General features: G+C 46.9%; 12 protein-coding genes and 9 pseudogenes. 9 read left to right on the top strand and 12 right to left on the bottom strand.

Going from position 1 to position 23,394, the window contains the following annotated elements:
• Positions 1-239: 239 nt before the first annotated feature.
• The 4 genes and pseudogenes from C1192_RS24865 to tnpA (C1192_RS24850) form a co-directional block, all read right to left on the bottom strand.
• Positions 240-743: pseudogene (locus C1192_RS24865) on the bottom strand (IS3-like element ISEc16 family transposase); the annotation flags it as partial.
• A 31-nt stretch (positions 744-774) separates the two neighbouring features.
• Positions 775-2,346: an IS66-like element ISCro1 family transposase gene (locus C1192_RS24860; RefSeq protein WP_103194767.1), complete on the bottom strand. Its 1,572-nt coding sequence runs from the start codon at positions 2,344-2,346 to the stop codon at positions 775-777.
• A 19-nt stretch (positions 2,347-2,365) separates the two neighbouring features.
• Positions 2,366-2,713, bottom strand: coding sequence for an IS66 family insertion sequence element accessory protein TnpB (gene tnpB / locus C1192_RS24855; protein ID WP_069906977.1), 348 nt, complete (start codon positions 2,711-2,713; stop codon positions 2,366-2,368).
• Complete coding sequence (gene tnpA / locus C1192_RS24850; RefSeq protein ID WP_001339397.1) at positions 2,713-3,390, bottom strand: IS66-like element accessory protein TnpA; 678 nt, start codon at positions 3,388-3,390, stop codon at positions 2,713-2,715. The genes tnpB (C1192_RS24855) and tnpA (C1192_RS24850) overlap by 1 nt, the downstream gene beginning before the upstream one ends.
• Before the next feature lie 784 nt (positions 3,391-4,174).
• Between tnpA (C1192_RS24850) and C1192_RS24835 the strand changes: the two genes are divergently transcribed.
• The 3 genes from C1192_RS24835 (at position 4,175) to C1192_RS24825 (ending at position 8,739) form a co-directional block, all read left to right on the top strand.
• Positions 4,175-5,833 carry an NEL-type E3 ubiquitin ligase domain-containing protein gene (locus C1192_RS24835; protein ID WP_103194848.1) on the top strand — a complete coding sequence of 553 codons (1,659 nt, stop codon included), beginning with the start codon at positions 4,175-4,177 and terminating at the stop codon, positions 5,831-5,833.
• A gap of 56 nt (positions 5,834-5,889) precedes the next feature.
• Complete coding sequence (locus C1192_RS24830; RefSeq protein ID WP_103194847.1) at positions 5,890-7,218, top strand: IS4-like element IS4 family transposase; 1,329 nt, start codon at positions 5,890-5,892, stop codon at positions 7,216-7,218.
• 312 nt (positions 7,219-7,530) lie between these two features.
• The gene (locus C1192_RS24825; protein WP_103194764.1) at positions 7,531-8,739 is read left to right on the top strand and encodes an IS256-like element IS1414 family transposase; all 1,209 of its coding nucleotides are present in this window, start codon (positions 7,531-7,533) and stop codon (positions 8,737-8,739) included.
• Between the two features lie 141 nt (positions 8,740-8,880).
• On the opposite strand, the pseudogene C1192_RS24820 reads toward C1192_RS24825, so the two are convergent.
• Both C1192_RS24820 and C1192_RS24815 read right to left on the bottom strand, forming a co-directional pair.
• A pseudogene (locus tag C1192_RS24820) lies at positions 8,881-9,837 on the bottom strand (IS481 family transposase).
• Positions 9,838-10,007: 170 nt separating this feature from the next.
• Positions 10,008-10,169: pseudogene (locus C1192_RS24815) on the bottom strand (helix-turn-helix domain-containing protein); the annotation flags it as partial.
• 158 nt (positions 10,170-10,327) lie between these two features.
• Between C1192_RS24815 and C1192_RS25375 the strand changes: the two are divergent.
• Positions 10,328-10,494, top strand: a pseudogene (locus C1192_RS25375) (transposase); the annotation flags it as partial.
• Between the two features lie 117 nt (positions 10,495-10,611).
• Here the strand turns inward: C1192_RS25375 and C1192_RS24805 are convergent.
• Both C1192_RS24805 and C1192_RS24800 read right to left on the bottom strand, forming a co-directional pair.
• The gene (locus tag C1192_RS24805; RefSeq protein ID WP_158650424.1) at positions 10,612-15,474 is read right to left on the bottom strand and encodes an inverse autotransporter beta domain-containing protein; all 4,863 of its coding nucleotides are present in this window, start codon (positions 15,472-15,474) and stop codon (positions 10,612-10,614) included.
• A gap of 916 nt (positions 15,475-16,390) precedes the next feature.
• A pseudogene (locus C1192_RS24800) lies at positions 16,391-16,840 on the bottom strand (transposase); the annotation flags it as partial.
• Here C1192_RS24800 and C1192_RS24795 point away from each other — a divergent pair.
• A pseudogene (locus C1192_RS24795) lies at positions 16,841-17,130 on the top strand (transposase); the annotation flags it as partial.
• 578 nt (positions 17,131-17,708) lie between these two features.
• Here the strand turns inward: C1192_RS24795 and C1192_RS24785 are convergent.
• Both C1192_RS24785 and C1192_RS24780 read right to left on the bottom strand, forming a co-directional pair.
• Positions 17,709-18,350 (bottom strand): DsbA family protein, encoded by a 642-nt coding sequence (locus C1192_RS24785; protein ID WP_038354820.1) that lies wholly within the window; start codon positions 18,348-18,350, stop codon positions 17,709-17,711.
• A gap of 459 nt (positions 18,351-18,809) precedes the next feature.
• A pseudogene (locus C1192_RS24780) lies at positions 18,810-19,187 on the bottom strand (IS1 family transposase).
• A gap of 270 nt (positions 19,188-19,457) precedes the next feature.
• Here C1192_RS24780 and C1192_RS24775 point away from each other — a divergent pair.
• Positions 19,458-19,748 carry a hypothetical protein gene (locus tag C1192_RS24775; RefSeq protein ID WP_052463013.1) on the top strand — a complete coding sequence of 97 codons (291 nt, stop codon included), beginning with the start codon at positions 19,458-19,460 and terminating at the stop codon, positions 19,746-19,748.
• Between the two features lie 3 nt (positions 19,749-19,751).
• On the opposite strand, the pseudogene tnpC reads toward C1192_RS24775, so the two are convergent.
• Positions 19,752-20,435 (bottom strand): annotated as a pseudogene (gene tnpC, locus C1192_RS24770) (IS66 family transposase); the annotation flags it as partial.
• Positions 20,436-20,555: 120 nt separating this feature from the next.
• Here tnpC and tnpA (C1192_RS24765) point away from each other — a divergent pair.
• The 3 genes from tnpA (C1192_RS24765) to C1192_RS24755 are packed head-to-tail and all read left to right on the top strand — an operon-like array spanning position 20,556 to position 23,171.
• The gene (gene tnpA, locus C1192_RS24765) at positions 20,556-21,233 is read left to right on the top strand and encodes an IS66-like element accessory protein TnpA (protein WP_001339397.1); all 678 of its coding nucleotides are present in this window, start codon (positions 20,556-20,558) and stop codon (positions 21,231-21,233) included.
• Positions 21,233-21,580, top strand: coding sequence for an IS66 family insertion sequence element accessory protein TnpB (tnpB, locus tag C1192_RS24760; protein ID WP_069906977.1), 348 nt, complete (start codon positions 21,233-21,235; stop codon positions 21,578-21,580). Before tnpA (C1192_RS24765) ends, tnpB (C1192_RS24760) begins: the two co-directional genes overlap by 1 nt.
• A 19-nt stretch (positions 21,581-21,599) precedes the next feature.
• Positions 21,600-23,171, top strand: coding sequence for an IS66-like element ISCro1 family transposase (locus C1192_RS24755; RefSeq protein ID WP_103194767.1), 1,572 nt, complete (start codon positions 21,600-21,602; stop codon positions 23,169-23,171).
• 13 nt (positions 23,172-23,184) lie between these two features.
• Here the strand turns inward: C1192_RS24755 and C1192_RS26155 are convergent.
• Positions 23,185-23,325: pseudogene (locus C1192_RS26155) on the bottom strand (transposase); the annotation flags it as partial.
• Positions 23,326-23,394: the final 69 nt, after the last annotated feature.

Below are 23,394 nucleotides of genomic sequence, written 5' to 3'. Positions count from 1 at the left end.
AAGGAACGGAAATGTATATACTCGTTCGGTGAGTATCCCCCTACACTGATTAGCTGAATAAAATAAATGCCCCCCGGACCTCACTTGTTATACAGACTCCTAGGGGGCTACGTTAAAACTCCTTCTAAATTCGACGGAGTTCTATTGTTGGGATAAGGGCAATGAGTTATCCAAATTGCACGGCCCCTTTATTGTAAGTAAGGTCTGGCTGATCCTACCCACGTAATGTGGACACGGCCCTAAGCGAGATTATGGTTTTCAAATTGTTCCGGGCTGAGACCGCCACAGGCACTGTGACGACGCCAGCGATTGTAATCACACTCGATATAATTAAACACCGTTGCCCGCATTATTTCCCGGCTGCTAAAGCGTTCCCCGTGGATACATTCCACCTTCAGCGAATGAAAGAAGCTTTCCACACAGGCATTGTCATAACAGTTGCCTTTCGCACTCATACTGCCACGCAGGTTGTGTCGCTTCAGCAGCGCCTGATAATCCCCTGAACAGTATTGACCACCACGGTCCGTATGAACAATGACGCTTTCCGGGCGTCTTCTCCGCCACAACGCCATTTGCAGTGCATCACAGGCCAGTTGTGCTGTCATTCGCGGTGACATCGACCAGCCAATAACGGCGCGTGACCACAGGTCGATGACTACTGCGAGATACAACCAGCCCTCATCGGTACGCAAGTACGTGATGTCACCCGCCCACTTCTGGTTCGGGCCGCTGGCGCTGAAGTCCGTAAGCGGCTCGTCAGAACCGTATTGATATTTACTGAGAGCTCAGATCAACTTTCCAGGGCAACAGATCGCGTACCCGGTTTGCCGGCCAGTCCTGGATATGTTCAATGACGTAACGCAGCCACTTTTCTGGCTCCACATTGTTCAGACGGCATGTGCCGATCAGCGAGTACAACACCGCCGCATGTTCACCACCGCTGTCGGAACCCGCGAACATCCAGTTTTTCCGGCCTACGGCCACTCCCCGTAAGGCGTTCTCTGCGATGTTGTTGTCGATTTCCACCCAGCCATTACTGCAGTACACGTTCAGTGCATCCCACTGTTTCAGCAGGTATGCGAACGCTTTTGCCGTATCTGAGTGACGCGACAGTGTTTTCATCTGTTGCTGTATCCAGTCATACAGTGACTGCATCAGTGGCGCGGCTCTGGCTTTTCTTGCCGCCAGACGCTGTTCTGCTGAACAGCCCCGGACCTCTGCCTCGATAGCATACAGTTCACCGATACGCTGCAGGGCTTCCGTGGTGATGTCGGTGGGCGCTCTTGCATGCACATCGTGGATTTTTCTCCGGGCATGAGCCATACACGCGGCTTCCGTTATTCTGCCGGATTCGTATAACACCCGGTAACCACCGTAAGCATCGGCCTGAAGCACACCGCTGTAACCGGCCAGGTGATTCTGTGGATGGATACCTTTCCGGTCCGGACTGTACGCGAACCAGACCGCCGGGGGCATCTGTGAACCGGCGTTGCGGTCATCACGGACGTAGACCCACAGCCGGGCTGTCCGGGTTTTACCGCTGCCCGGCTCCTGGACCGGGACGGGGATATCATCGGCATGGACTTTACCGGGCATCAGCACATACTGGCGCAGGACGTCATACAGCGGCTCCAGCAGTTCAGCAACGGCACCGGTCCAGCGCCCCAGTGTGGCACGGCTCAGCTCCACTCCCTGACGACGGTATATTTCTGACTGGCGGTATAACGGCAGATGGTCTGCATATTTCCCGGTGACAACATGGGCCAGAAGCCCCGCTCCGGCATAACTGCGTGCAATGGGTTTTGACGGTACTGGTGCCTGCACGATATGGTCGCACCGGCAACAGGCCAGTTTCGGACGTTGTGTTTCGATAACCTTAAAGGCGCTGCTGATAAGCTCCAGTTGCTCTGACACATCACATCCCAGAGAACTGAGTTCACCACCACAGGCAGGACAGCATTCCTCTTCCGGCCGGATAACCCGGGTTTCACGGGGAAGTGAGGCCGGTAACGGTTTACGGGCTGAAGACTGGCGCAGGGCGGATGGCAGTACCGGGTCATATTGCTCACCCAGCGTTTCCGCCATTTCTTCCTGAAGTGCGCTGATTCGCTCCTGAGCTTCCTGTATCTGCCGTTCGGTTTTTGCACGAAGTTTTTCTGAGCTTTTACCGAACTGCATACGTTGCAGTTTCGCAACCAGCGCCTTCAGCCGGTTGATTTCGGAAGCATAAGCCGCCACCCGCTGTGAGAGCAGGCGGTTGTATTCAGCCATCTGGCGGATGGTGTCCTGTTGCGTCTGCAACAGTGCCCGCAGGCGGGCGTTCTCATGAGCAAGTGAGGTGTCCATATCCTCACTTTACAACGGGTTATATGCGGATTCCAGCGCGTTCCGTTCGTTTCGGGTGCTTCCAGTTGATACCTTCAGGAAGCATGGATAACTGAGCCGGAGTAAGGTGCACCTTACCGTCACGGGTGACTGGCCAGACGAAGCGGCCCCGCTCCAGGCGTTTGGTGAAGAGGCACAGTCCGTCACTGTCAGCCCACAACACTTTTATCTGGTCACCCCGGCGTCCGCGGAAGATGAACAGGTGTCCGGAGAACGGGTCATCCTTCAGGACGTTCTGAACTTTTGATGCCAGGCCGTTAAAGCCATTCCGCATGTCGGTGATACCTGCAACCAGCCAGATACGCGAACCGGCAGGGAGAGATATCATCAGTGGCTGCTCCCTTTTATTTCGCGGATAAGTGTCTGTAATAACGCCGGCGTCAGTTTACCTTTAAGCCTGAGAGTTCCGGCCGGCAGAACCAGCTCACAACACAGACTGTCGGACGGTGTATTTATCTGCTCTGGTTCCTGTGCGGGGGCCGGGATTTTATTATCCGGCTCCGGCGTTAACGTCACGGGAAGCAGTGCCGGCATATTTTTTCCGGAAGGCAGCAGGCCACCTTTCCGGTATTGATGGCGCCAGTTGAAGAGCAGGTTATCGTTGATTCCGTTTTCCCGGGCGATCTGCGCCACACAGGCTCCGGGCTGCAGTGACTGCTCCACTAAGGCGATTTTAAACTCATAAGGGAAGTTGGGCCGCCGGGGACGTTTTTTTACCACGGGGGCTTCGGATATAACGGTGCTTTCAGGACGTACGACTGGTACCGTGGAAAATTGTCCGTAAAGGCAGGCATCAAGTTCCTGCTCCGACATGCCTGCGGGCAAAGGCCACGAAAGGCCAGCTCTCCGAAAGCGCACGAACATACTACAAACTGTTGATTTTGGTACACCCAGGCGACGCCCGGCCACAACCCGGGGTAAATGTTCTTCAAAGTGAAGACGTAAAGCTTCAGTGATCCAGGTCCGGTGTTTCATACGATAGTGTCCATTAAAAATGATGGACATTATTTTTGTAGAGCCGGAGGAAACAGACCAGACGGTTTAAATGAGCCGGTTACTATCGTTCAATATTAGCGAGTACTTATAATGCGTGAATTTAGTAATCTTTTAAATAGCATTCCTGGATGGTTATCCTCCTCCCTCACAGCCTAGCTTCATAGAAATGCTCGACTCCCTGTTCAAGATTTTTACAAGCTTATCAGCCAGCCGTGGCACGTTCTTGCATACGACGTGCCACGGTTTTCTTTACAATTTATAGCAGTACTGGTGAATTATGCGCGATCTGAACCCATACATGACATATGGCACCCCGCGTCTCTTTTTACTGGGCCAAAGCCGATGATGCTGGCGGTACTATCCCCTCCAGACTTACTGAACAAGATCATCTTTTCACTGATACATGAGCGACACAAAACTCCCGATGTATTTCTCTTGCAGAAACTCCGGGCAAAAACTCCTGCCGTACGATATATGAAACTCGATCATCCACATTCAGAAAATTCACCATGCAGGGAGAAGACAGTAAAGTTAACGAAGAATATCCTTGGTGTTGCCTCTCTCTTCTCCTGACTAGGGGTTGTGACGTTGCCACCATTGAGAATGCATTCCGACAGAACGCTTAAATACGGAGCACAATGTTTAACTAAACGAAACAGTATCATTTTTTAAAATACAAACCTGTTCCAACCTTTATAATAAAAAAATCCATTTCACGGAGTTATTTTCATAAAAGCGCTTGCATATTACCTTTAACAAAACCATTTATCTACCAGTTTAAAGGATGACCATCATGCTTCCAATAAATAACAATTTCTCATTGCATCAAAACTCCTTTTACAACAGCACCATTTCCGACACTTATGCTGATTATTTTTCAGCATGGGATAAATGGAAAAAACAAGCGCTCCCCGGTGAAGAGCGTGATGAAGCTGTCTCCCGACTTAAAGAATGTCTTATCAATAATTCCGATGAACTTCGACTGGACCGTTTAAATCTGTCCTCGCTACCTGACAACTTACCAGCACAGATAACGCTGCTCAATGTATCATATAATCAATTAACTAACCTGCCTGAACTACCTGTTACGCTAAAAAAATTATATTCCGCCAGCAATAAATTATCAGAATTGCCCGTGCTACCTCCTGCGCTGGAATCACTTCAGGTACAATACAATGAGCTGGAAAATCTGCCAGCTTTACCCGATTCGTTATTGACTATGAATATCAGCTATAACGAAATAATCTCCTTACCATCGCTCCCACAGGCTCTTAAAAATCTCAGAGCGACCCGTAATTTCCTCACTGAACTACCAGCATTTTCTGAGGGAAATAGTCCCGTTGTCAGAGAGTATTTTTTTGACAGAAATCAGATAAGTCATATCCCGGAAAGCATTCTTAATCTGAGGAATGAATGTTCAGTACATATTAGTAATAACCCATTATCATCCCATGCTCTGCAAGCCCTGCAAAGATTAACTTCTTCGCCGGACTACCACGGCCCACGGATTTACTTCTCCATGAGTGACGGACAACAGCATACGTCTGTTCGTCCCCTCCCTGAGGCTGTGACCGCATGGTTCCCGCAAAACAAACAATCTGAAATATCGCAGATATGGCTTGCTTTTGAACGTGAAGAGCACGCCAATACCTTCTCCGCCTTCCTTGACCGTCTGGCTGACACGGTCTCCGCCCATAATACACCGGAATTCCGTCAGCAGGTCTCTGCATTCCTGGAAAAACTCAGTACCTCTGAGGAGCTTCGACAGCAGTCTTTCGCTGTTGCTGCTGATGCCACTGAGAGCTGTGAGGACCGTGTCGCGCTCACATGGAACAATCTCCGGAAAACCCTCCTGGTCCATCAGGCCTCAGAAGGCCTTTTCGATAATGACACCAGAGCGCTGCTCTCCCTGGGCAGGGAAATGTTCCGCCTCGAAATTCTGGAAGACATTGCCCGGGATAAAGTCAGAACGCTCCGTTTTGTGGATGAGATAGAAGTCTACCTGGCCTTCCAGACCATGCTCGCAGAGAAACTGCAGCTTTCCACTGCCGTGAAGGAAATGCGTTTCTATGGTGTGTCGGGGGTGACAGAAAATGACCTCCGCACTGCCGAAGCCATGGTCAGAAGCCGTGAAGAGACGGAGTTTACCGACTGGTTCGCCCTCTGGGGACCATGGCATGCTGTACTGAAACGCACGGAAGCTGGTCGCTGGGCACAGGCAGAAGAGCAGAAGTATGAGATGTTGGAGAATGAGTATCCTCAGCGGGTGGCAGAGCGGTTGAACGCATCAGGTCTGACCGACGATGCGGATGCGGAAAGGGAAGCGGGAGCCCAGGTCATGCGGGAAATTGAAACGCAGATTTACAGTCAGATGGCCGAAGAGGTGTTAGGCCAGCGGCTGCATGAAAACGGCTCAAGCCTGAGTAATGCCGATCAGTTAAGGATCAGTTGACCGATCCAGTGGCTGTGTAAGAATCCGGAAACGCTCACTCGTTTCCGGATTTTTTTATGCTCATTGGACAGGCCCTTGATTTGGTATCCCGTTACGATTCTCTGCGTAACCCACTGACTTCTCTGGGGGATTACCTCGACCCCGAACTCATCTCTCGTTGCCTTGCCGAATCAGGTACTGTAACGCTACGCAAGCGCCGTCTTCCCCTCGAAATGATGGTCTGGTGTATTGTTGGCATGGTGCTTGAGCGTAAAGAACCTCTTCACCAGATTGTGAATCGCCTGGACATCATGCTGCCGGGCAATCGCCCCTTCGTTGCCCCCAGTGCCGTTATTCAGGCCCGCCAGCGTCTGGGAAGTGAGGCTGTCCGCCGCGTGTTCACGAAAACAGCGCAGCTCTGGCATAACACCACGCCGCATCCGCACTGGTGCGGCCTGACCCTGCTGGCCATCGATGGTGTGTTCTGGCGCACACCGGATACACCAGAGAACGATGCAGCCTTCCCCCGCCAGACACATGCCGGGAACCCGGCGCTCTACCCGCAGGTCAAAATGGTCTGCCAGATGGAACTGACCAGCCATCTGCTGACGGCTGCAGCCTTCGGCACGATGAAGAACAGCGAAAATGAGCTTGCTGAGCAACTTATAGAACAAACCGGCGATAACACCCTGACGTTAATGGATAAAGGTTATTACTCACTGGGACTGTTAAATGCCTGGAGCCAGGCGGGAGAACACCGCCACTGGATGATCCCTCTCAGAAAGGGAGCGCAATATGAAGAGATCAGAAAACTGGGTAAAGGCGATCATCTGGTGAAGCTGAAAACCAGCCCGCAGGCACGAAAAAAGTGGCCGGGGCTGGGAAATGAGGTGACAGCCCGCCTGCTGACCGTGACGCGCAAAGGAAAAGTCTGCCATCTGCTGACGTCGATGACGGACGCCATGCGCTTCCCCGGAGGAGAAATGGCGGATCTGTACAGTCATCGCTGGGAAATCGAACTGGGATACAGGGAGATAAAACAGACGATGCAACTGAGCAGGCTGACGCTGAGAAGTAAAAAGCCGGAGCTTGTGGAGCAAGAGCTGTGGGGTGTCTTACTGGCTTATAATCTGGTGAGATATCAGATGATTAAAATGGCAGAACATCTGAAAGGTTACTGGCCGAATCAACTGAGTTTCTCAGAATCATGCGGAATGGTGATGAGAATGCTGATGACATTGCAGGGCGCTTCACCGGGACGTATACCGGAGCTGATGCGCGATCTTGCAAGTATGGGACAACTTGTGAAATTACCGACAAGAAGGGAAAGAGCCTTCCCGAGAGTGGTAAAGGAGAGGCCCTGGAAATACCCCACAGCCCCGAAAAAGAGCCAGTCAGTTGCTTAACTGACTGGCATTACTCAAGCCTGAGCCATCCATAATCACATCGCATAACCTATAGATCTGATGTAACGTCATAGTCAACTCGCATTGACAAAACGGTTTTTAGCTCAGATAAGCCAACCGGCTAAGTTTTATCGTGGGTATTGTGGCAGGCGTTGAAGTACTGACGACGGTAATATCGGGAATATGATCAGGTACTGATTCTGGTTAGCTCCTTGTAGCGTAAGGCTTTATCGGAGATCCGAGCCTGTACATAGATTTGTGTAATTGCCTGATTTTGATATGTTCAATCCAGCATCAAATGAAGGTTAATTTATGGACGAAAAACAGTTACAGGCTCTGGCTAACGAACTGGCCAAAAACCTCAAAACCCCTGAAGACCTCAGTCAGTTTGATCGGCTGCTGAAAAAGCTCAGCGTTGAAGCCGCTCTCAATGCAGAGATGACACACCATCCTGGGTATGAGAAAAATCAGTCCAGACCAGGAGCTAACTCCCGCAACGGTTTTTCCACAAAGACCGTTATCACAGGCGACGGTCCACTGGAACTGCGTACTCCGCGCGATCGTGACGGTACCTTCGAACCACAACTGGTAAAGAAAAATCAGACCCGTATTACCGGGATGGATAACCAGATCCTCTCGTTGTATGCCAAAGGGATGACCACCCGTGAGATAGCTGCTGCGTTCAAAGAACTGTATGACGCAGATGTTTCACCGGCACTGATATCAAAGGTTACCGATGCCGTGATGGAGCAGGTTGTAGAATGGCAAAACCGACCACTGGATGCTGTTTACCCCATTGTTTATCTTGACTGTATCGTCCTGAAAGTTCGGCAGGACAGTCGCGTCATCAACAAATCGGTGTTCCTGGCACTGGGCATCAATATCGAAGGTCAGAAAGAACTGCTGGGTATGTGGCTGGCCGAAAATGAAGGGGCGAAGTTCTGGCTCAATGTGCTGACTGAACTGAAAAACCGCGGTCTGAACGATATCCTCATCGCCTGTGTGGATGGCCTGAAAGGCTTCCCGGATGCCATCAACACAGTATATCCGAAGGCCCGCATCCAGTTATGCATCGTGCATATGGTGCGCAACAGCCTGCGCTTCGTGTCATGGAAGGACTACAAAGCCGTCACTCGCGACCTGAAAGCGATTTATCAGGCTCCCACGGAAGAGGCAGGCCAGCAGGCACTGGAAGCGTTCGCTGCGGCCTGGGACTGTCGCTATCCTCAGATAAGCCGAAGCTGGCAGGCTAACTGGCCGAATCTTGCCACGTTCTTCGCTTATCCAACGGACATCCGCAAAGTGATCTATACGACGAATGCCATCGAGTCGCTAAACAGCGTGATCCGCCATGCGCTCAAAAAGCGTAAAGTGTTCCCGACAGACGACTCGGTGAAAAAAGTGGTGTGGCTGGCAATCCAGTCTGCGTCCCAGAAATGGACGATGCCGTTGAAGGACTGGCGAATGGCAATGAGCCGCTTTATTATCGAGTTCGGTGACCGCCTGGACGGTCACTTCTGAGAAAAGGCATTTACACAGAATCTTAAACAGGCTCGAATTCTGTGTCACGTTAAAAATTCTACAGCGTCATCACAGTATTCAGTTGTATTAGCTCAGACCTGATCTGACAGTTACCGGTTATTTATACAGGTATCTGTCAGATTACATCTGGCTTAAATTTTTCTCAGCCCAGATGCGTTTTCCATCAAGTAATGTTTCCATTGGCGTCCGGCCACAGCACATTTTCCCCTGATGAGTTCGCTCATTATTATAGCGAGCCAGCCATTCATCAAGATCTGATTGTAATGTATCGAGTTCGCCATACAGTTTTTTGCGGAACGCTACCTGATAAAACTCCTGCAATATCGTCCTGTGGAACCGTTCGCAGATGCCGTTTGTCTGCGGCGACATCGCTTTGGTCTTCGTGTGGTCGATATCATTTATTGCCAGATAAAGCTGGTAATCATGCTGCTCCACTTTGCCGCAGTACTCCGTACCCCTGTCGGTCAGTATTCTCAGCATTGGCAGGTCCTGAGACGCGTAAAATGGCAACACGCGATCATTCAACAGATCAGCCGCTGTAATCGGCGTTTTAGTGACATACAGCTTGCAGTGCGCAACCTTCGAGTACGTATCAACGAACGTCTGCTGATAAATACGTCCTACACCTTTCAGGTTGCCCACGTAGAACGTGTCCTGAGAGCCCAGATAACCCGGATGAGCGGTTTCAATTTCGCCACAAGCCTCGTCATAGACGCTTTTTGAAGTTTTCAAGATTGTGGCGCAGCCAGACAGAGCGGACACCACTTCCTGAGATAAAAACGCCCTGTTTACGCAGCTCATTGCTGGTCCGGTGCTGACTATGCGCAGGGAACGCGACAGCATAATCAACAACAGCCTGTTCAGTTGCGTCGTCGGTACGATTTTTGAGATTGGGCGCGCGTCGGCTGCGGTTAATCAGCGCATCCACACCGCCTTCATCAGCCAGTTCGCGATAACGGTAAAACGTATCACGGGAGACCCCATGATTTTACAGGCTTTAGATACGTTATTGAGTTCTTCAGCCAGATTGAGCAAACCTGTTTTGTGTTTGATGACGGGATTGGTAGTATGAAGCATGAGAGTTACCTCGTGTTTTGTATAAGGATTCGACACCCATATCAAAACCGGTAACTCTCAACCTTTCAAGGCCAGGTGTCAGATCAAGTCGCGACTAATACAATTCAGTCGACCTTCAAAATAAATAGCTAACTGTGACAATGTCAAATTCCAGCTCAGGACTGGCATTGTCCATTTTTCCTGTGCGTTCTAATCCAGCGCCCAACAGATGAACGGGCGCAGCAGAGCGTTCTGGCAACGTCGCGGACACGGTCGCCCCGGTGCAGCATCAGCATGGCAGTCAGTCTGCGGGCATAATTTTTATCGTGTGTTTTATGGATAGCTTTCTGCATCAGGCGTCGTTCGTCACGGGAAATTAGTGCTCTACTATTCCGCGCAGCTAAGTTCAATTGAGCAGAGCCGTTCTGCTTCGGTAAACATTATTTATCTTCTGAGAGTCCATGAAAACATCCGCACCCCAAAACGGTCAACAATCTTGGCGTTGACACATCGCAAAGTCATCTACACAACGAACGCCATCGAGTCGCTGAACAGCCTGATCCGGTATGCCATTAGAAACGCAAGGTGTTCCCAACGGACGAGGCAGTAAAAAAGGTGGTGTGGCTGGCAATCCAAGCCACGTCACAGAAATGGACAATGCCGCTGAGGGACTGGTGAATGGAAATGAGGCGCTTTCTTATCGAGTTTGGTGACCGCCTTGACGGTCACCTTTAAGGAAACAGAATGGTCAACAGACTCGTTTTTTACGAAGAATTAAATAATTCTCACATTTTATCACTCCCATTGTCCAGATAGTTTCCGAAAATTATTTGCTCCTGACATGTTTGTACCAAATCCGTCCCAATTCATTGTTGATTCGTCTTTATATGTATACATTTTTCCTCTATAACTCAATTGTACCTCTACCGAGTGATTTCCCCAGTGGTTTTCCCAACAATCATTTCCCATCGAGTTGACAGAAGTTGCGCCAAAATCATTTGAATAAAAATCCACACTACCACTGACAGCTCCCTGCAATATATCCTTGCTAGCAGCGCCATGCCCGTTTATTGCCTTTTGTCTAAGAATTAAATTCATTGGTTCAAGCAAAGTATTTGAACCAAAATTAAACTTGGCTCTGGGGGCAATAATAACATGTCTCAACCCTTCAAGTAGGTTTTTCCTACACATACCTGCTGGAGAATTATCACCGTTCCAGGCGATGTAAGACATAACAGAAAATTCAAGCCCTTTTAATTCCGGTGGTGTAAGAGCTTTAACAGAAATATCTTTGCTATATATGCTATTATCACTTCCGGCTCTACCATAATAAATTATTTCAAGAGTTATCGTTTTATCCCAAAATGATTTATTTGCGGGGATGCTTTCATTTCTATCTTCAAACTCAGATATTGAACTGTATTCTTTATCATATAGAGTTTGCCCCGTGTTTTTATCTTTCAGTTTCACAGCGACTTTGTGCGGATTTTTATACTTATCCTGCGTTCTCCAGTTAAACATCATACTATCTGATGTATAAAATGGTTTCCATTCTCCCGAGGAGTTCCTCTCCCCTTGGTTTGTATATTGAACATCATGTATACCAATAACTGGTTTCGTATATACTTCTACATCATAGTATCCACTACTTTGCTCATAATATTCGTTAGGTAGTACATTCAGTGTTAGCCTCGACTGGCCCTCTCCTAATGAGGAGATGGTCCCTGACTCAGTGAGGTTAACAGCATTAGGATTACTACTCTCCCACCTTATTTGTAACTCTGAAGGGACATTTTCATTTGGAGATTGCACGATATAACTTGCTTTATCATTTGTTTCCTCAGTTGTTTTATTAAAGACAATTAAATGAACACCTTTATTAATTATATATGGGACTTTTATAGAGGCAGATTTAAATCTTTCATTCTCTTTTGTTGTCGCAATGATATTAGTTGAACCAGGTTTAACTTTGCTCAGCACACCATTATCAGAAATTGTTGCTACAGAAGGATTATCAACAATGTATTCAAGAGATAACTCACCTCCCACATCCTGATTATCAAAGGCAACCTCTATTTTATTCTCAGTCTTGTCATTCCATTTAGTTTGAATTATTGATTGCGTAGATTTCAAACCCGGCTCCGCTTTATCAACAACTAACTCATAACTGGCCTGAGCAGGATTGAACTGACCATTACCTGAAGTTTGCACTGTGACGGTGGCCACTCCTGACTTATGTAAGGTTACTCTACCAGTAGAGGAATTAACTGAGGCCACTTCAGGTGAAGAACTGGACCACATTTGCTGTACTTCGCCTGGTATACCATTTGCTATTTGTGATTGTGTAAAGTTTTTGGTGTAACTTACTCTCTGTTGAGCATTAGCAAAACGTATATCTGGTGTAGTTGCTCCGACTGTAATAGTTATACCAGAGCCTATTGTTTGACCATCGACTTTTGCCAACAAAGTTACTTGTCCTTTATTTGTTGACATTGCCTTAATCTGATAGCTCCCATCACCATTATCAGTGACAGGTGAAAGGGTGAAGCCACTCAATGCGTTGTAGCCATCAATATTTATCGCTTTATTTGTAATGCCATTATCATAGATGTCCTTCAGTATTACTGTCAGTGTTACAGTTTCTTTACCATCCGCTCCGATGCTCTTTTTATCCGCTATAAAGCTGGATTTAGATACATCTAAAATTCCTGGGATTACAACCACCTTGCTTGCCTGTTTTTTATTATTATCATCGAGATATGCTGTCATTATCAACTCTCCCGAAGTATTACTTTTCACTGTTGTAGTTGCAATACCATCATTATTAGTACGAGAAACAGGATCAAAACTTTCGGCTTGTCCTTTTAGTTGCCACGAAACAACAACCCCAGGTAATTTATTTCCGAGGGCATCAGTTACTGTTGCACTATATGTCACACCGTTAGCATCTCCAGCCGTAAAACTATTTTTAGTTGGTGTAACCTGAACAATATTCCAACTATCTACATCACCTTTTACAGTCAAGTTTCTTGTCTTATTCAACGTCTTGTTATTTACCATAACAGACAAGTTTGCTAAACCCGATTTATTCCCGGTAACTGCCATTATATAATGACCTGGCTTGCTATTATCTTCTTGAGCATCGCCAATAGTTACAGATGTATTATCACTATTTCCTTTTACCATTTGCCCTGATAAGGGATTACCATTTTGATCCTTCAACACCAATTCCAATATTGCAAACTCTTTACCTGCCATAATGGTAGTGGGTGTTAAATTAAGTTCAGAGCGCGATTCATCCGGTCTCCCTTCACTAAATAAAACATCTGGTGCATTAATTGTTCCTGAAGGGAGAATTAAACTGACTTTTGCTGTTCCTGCTTGTGAGCGAGTTACAGTAACACGGGTACTGCCTGATGCATCTGTATTGGTTACAATATCTCCTAATATGCTTCCATTATTAGAGGACCAAGCGACAGGGACACCTTCTCCTAATGGATTATTGTTTTTATCGACAAGTAGTGCAGTATAAGTTACCTGTTCATCGACAACAGCAAATGTTGGTTCAGCGCTGATTTTACCTTTAATTGTGGCAGAACTGACATCTGCTTTCAGAGTCAAATGAGTCTGTTCCATTACAGAAGCACCATTCACTAATGCTGTGATGGTTGTCTTACCTGCTTTTTTACCACTTATCTGAGCTTCATAAACCCCCTCAGCTATCTTAACAAAAGTGCTTGTGGTAATAGATAAATCAGGAGAAAATTTTAATTTAATATGATTTTCCATATCATCTTGCAAATCACCATTAGCATTCCTGACAATAACTCTAACAGTTGCATTTTCTACCCCTGCAGTAATTGTTGTTGGCGTTACACTCAGTGACGATCTGTATTCTTTCGTAAAGGTGACATTTGCGGATGCCAAGCGAGTATTACGTGCAAATGGAGTTATGGTGAAAATTTCAGATTCTGTACCCGCTGTAAGAATTGAAACGTATTCTCCTGTAGCCTGACGACTAAATGGGGTGAATATTGCTCCTGTTTTCCCCCTTTGCTTTGTTTCTTTTTGTACCGTTATTTCTTTTTCAGATATATCAACCGGGTTACCTTCATGATCATTTATTCTAAGCACCAATTGTTGCTGAGATTTTCCGTCTGCAGGAAGAATTACATTATCCGGAGTGAGTGTACTCATGTTGGCATTAATAGCTGCCTGTGTAACGCTTATTTGTGTCTCTGACTTATTCGAAACATTACCTTTTTTGTCTACAGCTACTGCTGTGATCGTATATGTATTTATCCCCTGTTGACCAGACTGATAAGCTGGCAGTTCCACACTGTAATCAGAGTTACCATCTGATATGATTTTTCCACCTGCTGCTATTAATGACGATGCTGACCAGTCAATACGTTCTATGCCATATTTGCTGTTTATTGAAACACCAAGAGATTTTTTCTCCCCTGCATACCCAGTCACTAGCTTTGTCGTCTTCAGGCTAATAACCTCTTTTCTACGGTACTCTAAAATAATGTTATTATTACGTTCAACAAAGTCATAACGATTCCCTGTTAATGTACGCTTTGCAGAAACAGCATCAGGATTAATTTGCTGTTGCCATGGAATATTTGGCTGATAATTCATCTGAACCCCAATGCGTGCATCTTTTACACCAGAGGCTCCTTCGCTATATTCGGTATTGAATGTTAATAAAGGGAATGGTGTGTAATTAATTCCTGCTGTAATAGCATAAGGATCATGTTGCCGATTATTTTTGCCAAAAAGTCCGACTTCATTTCCATAATATTGTTCATATCTCAGTTCACCACCCAACTGTGGAAGAGTAGGAAGCCATACCTGAGACCGGATATCCCACCCATTCGTTGGTCGCTCTTCGTAATCATCCTGATCTGGCGAGCTCTTCCAATTTGTTAAGCGTAAATAACCATTAGCTCCTAATTTTAGAAAGTCTCTCCAATATTCTACCCCCACACCCAAACGAGTATGGTTTCGAGACAAGTCATAATCTAAGAAAGAGTTACTTCCCAGCATCCAATTATTATTATACCAACGATAGCCGATTCCTAAATTTGATAAAAATCGTTCATCTGTATGATGTAAGCTTCCCTGGCTAAAAAGGAAACTATTTTTTTGTTCAAATAAGGGCATAAGCAAGTCTATTTGCGAATTTTTCAAAGAAAAATTCTCATCTGTTTCAATCTTTACGCGGGCTGTCCCAAAATTACTTAACCATTGTTGAATTTGACGGCTAACTGTGCTCGTAGCTATCGCTCTGGCATTAGAAAAAGATTCTCCAATATTTTTAGCTACAGATGCCACTTTATGAAGGTTTTCACTCTCCGAATTCTTATCCCCTATCTCATCCCATATTACTGGTACAAAAGAAACGGCAGGAATATTAATTTCGTCTCCTTCTTTTATATTTTCAATGCCATCTGGGAATGTTTTTTCTTGGTTTATATTTTTTAGTTCTGCTAAAGTAATCCTGTTTTTGTCTAGAATTGTTTTTATTGACTCTCCTTCCAACAAAATATAAGATTTTGTTTTGTACTTTGTGTCGATTTTATCTGCTGGTATAAGTTTAAATGTTTCTGAAGAATATGCTGGATATGGTATAAACGTTAATGAAATAGACATGAGCAGATGAATTGCCATATTAAATATGGCAGTTAACTTAAACGTTGCCGAATAACTATTTACTCTTACCGTCATTTTATAAATTCCATTAAAATTAAATATGATAACAAAGACTATCTTTTATTTATATTCTATGAGCACATATCTTTACCTCCCTTATTACTATAAAACGAAATATGACTGTAAAAATGGTAAATAATTCTGTGGATATTTGATTGTGTCGGTTTTTTTTCGAGTTGCAAGTGATTTTTTAATTGTGGTTATGCGATTGTTTTACATTTTTTGTAAACTTAATTATATTTAAGATGACGTTTAAAAATAAATAATGTTTTCATGGGGGGCGTTCCTTGCTGTGTGTAATGCTTATTAAAAATAATTTTATTTTTAGTGCTTATAAAAAAAGCAATCACATTCCATAGATAATATCTATAAGTTAAAATAATACACACATTGCAATAAAATAGCCCACTGCCAGATCTTTTATTATCTCTGCTTAGCCTCAGATTAAGCATTTTATAATGAAATCCCCTAAGAGTAAACTCAGTGAACTACATTGGTGTGGGGCTTATGAACTGACAATTCAGTCATTCTGTATCTGGCTACGCCAGTTTTCACGTTTTTCCTGCCCAGTACTAAGGCTGGAATAATGGAATTCTCCGCATGAAATTTGCGGCAATCCGTTTACATATACACTCTGCTTGTTCTGTTTTCAATATTGCAAATTCATATTCTGGTGGAGTTTTCTTCACTAAATAGCTGCGCCGAATAGTAGAGCACTTTGAGGGAACTCAGCCCGGATTGTGCGATCTCATCAGTGCCGCTCAATGTGGAAGCTGTTGAAAAAAGTTCGCTATTTTATGGAAACTGATCCTACCCTCGTAATATGGACACAGCTCTAAGCGAGGTTCTGGTTTTAAAATTGTTTCGGACTGAGACCGCCACACCAACTGTACCGTCGCCAGCGATTGTAATCACATTCGATATAATTAAACACTGTTGCCCGCATTATTTCCCGGCAGATAAAGTGTTCTCCATGGAGACATTCCACTTTCAGCGAATGAAAGAAGCTTTCCACGCAGGTATTATCGTAGCAGCAGCCCTTTGCGCTCATACTGCCACGCAGATTATGCCGCTTCAGCAGCGCCAATAATCTGCTGAACTCTACTGGCTTCCACGATCCGTGTGAACGATACATGACATCAGTTGCCGTGGATGTTCAAAACGGGTCAGATCACCAAGTTCAGAAATTAAACCAACAGCAGTAATGAACTGAATGCCCCACATGGCCTGCAGCGCTTTAATAACCGGGTAGGTAAAGGCGCCATTCTGTAACAGCTTCCCGCAAAGCCGCTTCCAGTCGAACACAAGTTCTGAACCCACAGAGCATCTCAGGAACGACAAAAACCAGCCGAAAAAGGAGTAATGCACGTAACAACTACTCCACTAAAACACTGCCCAGCACTGATGGCGAAGTTGAACTCAAAACCCCTCGAGATCGTGACGGTACCTTCAGCCACAACTTATTCGAAAAAACAGATGCGCATTACACAATAGCTCGGCAAACTATCTCGCTTTACACGAAAGACATGAGCACGCGTGAAATCGTCGCCACATTTCAAAGAAATGTACGATGCTGACGTGTCGCCCACACTGATATTACTGAACGTGGTTACCTGAAAAAACCGGCCATAAAAACCTGCAGTTTTATCAGGGATACAAATCCCAGACGCTGAAGCATCACCCACCTCCGACGATATGCTTTTAGTGCAGCCGCCTTGTCCGGTTCCGAAGCCGGGTTGACAGACAATGCCAGAGATGCCTTCTCCCTGAAAGATGACCACATGTACACCTGAACATCCTTTTCAGTCCCCGGCAGGCAACGCTGTACTGCCTGCTGTAATAACAGGGATAGCTGAATACTCCCACAAACTCCATTCACCACCACAATATTACTGCCATATATAATACCGCTCCGGTACACCTCATCAGGACACAGAACAACCAGCCGGATATCATAACGACAGGCTACCCATTGTGTTATCCTCAGATACCGCCATCCTCCCAGCAACGGCGCACTACTGAAGCAGAGAATCAGTGTATCTCCAGCACAGAGTCGGAAAACTGATCGAAGAGGTCTGGCGGCAATCCCCGCCCCCTTTAACAGGTGTATCACGCCAGTTGTTTCATGGCTGCAGCACCCGGCAACCCATACTGACTTCATACGTTGTAACAACTTATTTATCCGTCTGCTCCTGCAGCAACGATGTCACCGCAGCAACATACTTTTTGCGAAAATCCTCTACGCTGTCTGCCCGAAAGGCGCTGTTCTCAATACGATACCTTCCATTAACATAAACGGATGGCGTACCCGTCACTCCGTACTCCCGAAAAAGACGTTTCTGCTTCGCCGTCATATCTGCCACCTCAGGGCTGGCCAGCATACGGTCATATTCTGACGGAAGCACTCCCGCGCGGACAAAGACATTACGGATATCTTTGGAAGATTTTAGCTCCCTCGTTTTTTGAACAGCCTGAAATAACAGAGGTTCCATTTTATCCTCAATACCCATCACCATCGCCACTGACCATGCACGGGTAAGTTCTTCTCCCAGACTACCCAGAAATCCAACATGGTATTTCACCATTTTTCCGTCAGCAGGCAGATTCTCGCGGACAGCCTTATCAATACCGTACTCCTGAGAAAAAGCATAACAGGGAGGGCAGTAAAAAGAGAAAAACTCAACGACGTTTTCCTTTTCCTGAACAGCGCCGGCAACCGTTTTATCCAGTGTTGAATACAATCCGTTCTCCTGTGCATTCACTGAACCAGCTATAGCCATACACAAAAAAAGGAGCATTAGTTTCATTGTACGCATTTATATTATTCCAGTAATTCTATCAAATGATGAGCTTGATTAATTCAGAAGATTTTAGTCAATAGATTACCTATTACCATTGTGACCCGGCCCAGTTATTTGGTGCTGTTTGAACATCCGGAATGATTAGGGTCCACATATATAGATATACCATACCCGTTTACTATTTCCATAGTTTTTAATGATGTTATTGATGTATTGCGAGTCTTTATGCGACCAATAAATAGAGTGTTTTTGTCTTTTTTATTCCCAATTATTATATTATTTGTTATATTTTTCTCGAACTATTTATCGATTTCGTTACATTTTTCTGTATGTAGCTATACGCAATGAACTTCAAGACGTTTGTTTCAGCATCGGACATTAATATTAATTCGGGATACAACCAGCGTCGCTATATCCGTCAACGTTTTTTCAAAAAGGGTCGTGTATTCAAAGTGTTAATTTTTGTTATATCAGTTAACACTCCCGCTCAATAAATGTACCAATCACTTTATCGTACATTTCTGTAGATTTCGAATACCCAAGAGTCTTTCGGTTTAGCCGTTTCAGGCTGTTCCTGAGGTTCAGATTTTCAGAGAGTTTTTAATATGCGCACAACGGCATTAATGCTGATGTACAACGCCCGGGCGGTGTCGATGATACATGCATTGTTCATAACAAGGTCACAATTTGCTCTTTCATACCATGCTGGCAGGCACGATAAGCATAATCAAGCTGGAAAGTCCAGCGGCACATTTGGCATCGATAGTGCTGATGTTTAGCTCTTACCAAACCATGTTTTTTAACTGATTCGGTTTGCCCACAAAACGGGCATTTTACGTCAACTTTAACCATTGAGAACTCTCAGCCAAAAAAGAGAGTTTACAGCATAATCAACACATTGAATACTTAACCCAGAACATGATGCAATAAAAATTTAACTAATCGAAAAATACGATGCAGACGAGCTGTTAACAGTTAACTCAAATAGTATCGTTTTTTTATAGTCAAATCCTTTCCGATTTTTATAATAGACGAAATTGTACTTCTGTATTTTTTGATATTTATTTGTCATTGATCAATATATTTTCAGTATAAGTTATTTCCACAAGTGAAGGATTTTATATGTTACCGTTCAATAATTCGCCGGCAGGTTTTTGTTCACGAATGTGTGAGGCCAGTAATGGTTCTCCTTCTTATCCCGAAGGCGTTAGTGAACTTAATAATAACCATTCACTTACTCCTGACTTGCAGGATAAACTCGAGATAATGTTTGCCGTTTATACAAGTGCCACAAATACTAAAGAGCGCGAAGAATGGCTGTATCCAGAGCTAGATGGTTTTGTAAATAACTTAATGGAGAAAAGGAATTCTGTATTTGAGTTAAAAGTAAGCGGCTCGTCAGAACCGTATTGATATTTACTGAGAGCTCAGATCAACTTTCCAGGGCAACAGATCGCGTACCCGGTTTGCCGGCCAGTCCTGGATATGTTCAATGACGTAACGCAGCCACTTTTCTGGCTCCACATTGTTCAGACGGCATGTGCCGATCAGCGAGTACAACACCGCTGCATGTTCACCACCGCTGTCGGAACCCGCGAACATCCAGTTTTTCCGGCCTACGGCCACTCCCCGTAAGGCGTTCTCTGCGATGTTGTTGTCGATTTCCACCCAGCCATTACTGCAGTACACGTTCAGTGCATCCCACTGTTTCAGCAGGTATGCGAACGCTTTTGCCGTATCTGAGTGACGCGACAGTGTTTTCATCTGTTGCTGTATCCAGTCATACAGTGACTGCATCAGTGGCGCGGCTCTGGCTTTTCTTGCCGCCAGACGCTGTTCTGCTGAACAGCCCCGGACCTCTGCCTCGATAGCATACAGTTCACCGATACGCTGCAGGGCTTCCGTGGTGATGTCGGTGGGCGCTCTTGCATGCACATCGTGGATTTTTCTCCGGGCATGAGCCATACACGCGGCTTCCGTTATTCTGCCGGATTCGTATAACACCCGGTAACCACCGTAAGCATCGGCCTGAAGCACACCGCTGTAACCGGCCAGGTGATTTTGTGGATGGATACCTTTCCGGTCCGGACTGTACGCGAACTCAGCCCGGTCAGCTACCGTGCACATGGCCTGCCCGTATTGGAGAATCTGCTGGAGCAGGACTTCAGTAACCGGCTCATTTAAACCGTCTGGTCTGTTTCCTCCGGCTCCACAAAAATAATGTCCATCATTTTTAATGGACACTATCGTATGAAACACCGGACCTGGATCACTGAAGCTTTACGTCTTCACTTTGAAGAACATTTACCCCGGGTTGTGGCCGGGCGTCGCCTGGGTGTACCAAAATCAACAGTTTGTAGTATGTTCGTGCGCTTTCGGAGAGCTGGCCTTTCGTGGCCTTTGCCCGCAGGCATGTCGGAGCAGGAACTTGATGCCTGCCTTTACGGACAATTTTCCACGGTACCAGTCGTACGTCCTGAAAGCACCGTTATATCCGAAGCCCCCGTGGTAAAAAAACGTCCCCGGCGGCCCAACTTCCCTTATGAGTTTAAAATCGCCTTAGTGGAGCAGTCACTGCAGCCCGGAGCCTGTGTGGCGCAGATCGCCCGGGAAAACGGAATCAACGATAACCTGCTCTTCAACTGGCGCCATCAATACCGGAAAGGTGGCCTGCTGCCTTCCGGAAAAAATATGCCGGCACTGCTTCCCGTGACGTTAACGCCGGAGCCGGATAATAAAATCCCGGCCCCCGCACAGGAACCAGAGCAGATAAATACACCGTCCGACAGTCTGTGTTGTGAGCTGGTTCTGCCGGCCGGAACTCTCAGGCTTAAAGGTAAACTGACGCCGGCGTTATTACAGACACTTATCCGCGAAATAAAAGGGAGCAGCCACTGATGATATCTCTCCCTGCCGGTTCGCGTATCTGGCTGGTTGCAGGTATCACCGACATGCGGAATGGCTTTAACGGCCTGGCATCAAAAGTTCAGAACGTCCTGAAGGATGACCCGTTCTCCGGACACCTGTTCATCTTCCGCGGACGCCGGGGTGACCAGATAAAAGTGTTGTGGGCTGACAGTGACGGACTGTGCCTCTTCACCAAACGCCTGGAGCGGGGCCGCTTCGTCTGGCCAGTCACCCGTGACGGTAAGGTGCACCTTACTCCGGCTCAGTTATCCATGCTTCCTGAAGGTATCAACTGGAAGCACCCGAAACGAACGGAACGCGCTGGAATCCGCATATAACCCGTTGTAAAGTGAGGATATGGACACCTCACTTGCTCATGAGAACGCCCGCCTGCGGGCACTGTTGCAGACGCAACAGGACACCATCCGCCAGATGGCTGAATACAACCGCCTGCTCTCACAGCGGGTGGCGGCTTATGCTTCCGAAATCAACCGGCTGAAGGCGCTGGTTGCGAAACTGCAACGTATGCAGTTCGGTAAAAGCTCAGAAAAACTTCGTGCAAAAACCGAACGGCAGATACAGGAAGCTCAGGAGCGAATCAGCGCACTTCAGGAAGAAATGGCGGAAACGCTGGGTGAGCAATATGACCCGGTACTGCCATCCGCCCTGCGCCAGTCTTCAGCCCGTAAACCGTTACCGGCCTCACTTCCCCGTGAAACCCGGGTTATCCGGCCGGAAGAGGAATGCTGTCCTGCCTGTGGTGGTGAACTCAGTTCTCTGGGATGTGATGTGTCAGAGCAACTGGAGCTTATCAGCAGCGCCTTTAAGGTTATCGAAACACAACGTCCGAAACTGGCCTGTTGCCGGTGCGACCATATCGTGCAGGCACCAGTACCGTCAAAACCCATTGCACGCAGTTATGCCGGAGCGGGGCTTCTGGCCCATGTTGTCACCGGGAAATATGCAGACCATCTGCCGTTATACCGCCAGTCAGAAATATACCGTCGTCAGGGAGTGGAGCTGAGCCGTGCCACACTGGGGCGCTGGACCGGTGCCGTTGCTGAACTGCTGGAGCCGCTGTATGACGTCCTGCGCCAGTATGTGCTGATGCCCGGTAAAGTCCATGCCGATGATATCCCCGTCCCGGTCCAGGAGCCGGGCAGCGGTAAAACCCGGACAGCCCGGCTGTGGGTCTACGTCCGTGATGACCGCAACGCCGGTTCACAGATGCCCCCGGCGGTCTGGTTCGCGTACAGTCCGGACCGGAAAGGTATCCATCCACAGAATCACCTGGCCGGTTACAGCGGTGTGCTTCAGGCCGATGCTTACGGTGGTTACCGGGTGTTATACGAATCCGGCAGAATAACGGAAGCCGCGTGTATGGCTCATGCCCGGAGAAAAATCCACGATGTGCATGCAAGAGCGCCCACCGACATCACCACGGAAGCCCTGCAGCGTATCGGTGAACTGTATGCTATCGAGGCAGAGGTCCGGGGCTGTTCAGCAGAACAGCGTCTGGCGGCAAGAAAAGCCAGAGCCGCGCCACTGATGCAGTCACTGTATGACTGGATACAGCAACAGATGAAAACACTGTCGCGTCACTCAGATACGGCAAAAGCGTTCGCATACCTGCTGAAACAGTGGGATGCACTGAACGTGTACTGCAGTAATGGCTGGGTGGAAATCGACAACAACATCGCAGAGAACGCCTTACGGGGAGTGGCCGTAGGCCGGAAAAACTGGATGTTCGCGGGTTCCGACAGCGGTGGTGAACATGCGGCGGTGTTGTACTCGCTGATCGGCACATGCCGTCTGAACAATGTGGAGCCAGAAAAGTGGCTGCGTTACGTCATTGAACATATCCAGGACTGGCCGGCAAACCGGGTACGCGATCTGTTGCCCTGGAAAGTTGATCTGAGCTCTCAGTAAATATCAATACGGTTCTGACGAGCCGCTTACAGTTGAAGAGCAGGTTATCGTTGATTCCGTTTTCCCGGGCGATCTGCGCCACACAGGCTCCGGGCTGCAGTGACTGCTCCACTAAGGCGATTTTAAACTCATAAGGGAAGTTGGGCCGCCGGGGTAATGCCGATCAGTTAAGGATCAGTTGACCGATCCAGTGGCTGTGTAAGAATCCGGAAACGCTCACTCG

This window comes from Escherichia marmotae, assembly GCF_002900365.1.
Classification (GTDB): domain Bacteria; phylum Pseudomonadota; class Gammaproteobacteria; order Enterobacterales; family Enterobacteriaceae; genus Escherichia; species Escherichia marmotae.
Note: the sequence above shows the minus strand (reverse complement) of the source record. Positions and strands in the feature narration are given on the sequence as shown.

Excerpts from the sequence above, each read along its gene's own strand:
- tnpA (WP_001339397.1), top strand. The coding sequence starts at position 20,556 with ATGTCCATCATTTTTAATGGACACTATCGTATGAAACACCGGACCTGG.
- C1192_RS24830 (WP_103194847.1), top strand. The coding sequence starts at position 5,890 with ATGCTCATTGGACAGGCCCTTGATTTGGTATCCCGTTACGATTCTCTG.
- C1192_RS24825 (WP_103194764.1), top strand. The coding sequence starts at position 7,531 with ATGGACGAAAAACAGTTACAGGCTCTGGCTAACGAACTGGCCAAAAAC.
- C1192_RS24785 (WP_038354820.1), bottom strand. The coding sequence starts at position 18,350 with ATGCGTACAATGAAACTAATGCTCCTTTTTTTGTGTATGGCTATAGCT.
- C1192_RS24755 (WP_103194767.1), top strand. The coding sequence starts at position 21,600 with ATGGACACCTCACTTGCTCATGAGAACGCCCGCCTGCGGGCACTGTTG.
- C1192_RS24860 (WP_103194767.1), bottom strand. The coding sequence starts at position 2,346 with ATGGACACCTCACTTGCTCATGAGAACGCCCGCCTGCGGGCACTGTTG.
- C1192_RS24775 (WP_052463013.1), top strand. The coding sequence starts at position 19,458 with ATGTTACCGTTCAATAATTCGCCGGCAGGTTTTTGTTCACGAATGTGT.
- C1192_RS24835 (WP_103194848.1), top strand. The coding sequence starts at position 4,175 with ATGCTTCCAATAAATAACAATTTCTCATTGCATCAAAACTCCTTTTAC.
- tnpA (WP_001339397.1), bottom strand. The coding sequence starts at position 3,390 with ATGTCCATCATTTTTAATGGACACTATCGTATGAAACACCGGACCTGG.
- tnpB (WP_069906977.1), bottom strand. The coding sequence starts at position 2,713 with ATGATATCTCTCCCTGCCGGTTCGCGTATCTGGCTGGTTGCAGGTATC.
- tnpB (WP_069906977.1), top strand. The coding sequence starts at position 21,233 with ATGATATCTCTCCCTGCCGGTTCGCGTATCTGGCTGGTTGCAGGTATC.
- C1192_RS24805 (WP_158650424.1), bottom strand. The coding sequence starts at position 15,474 with ATGTCTATTTCATTAACGTTTATACCATATCCAGCATATTCTTCAGAA.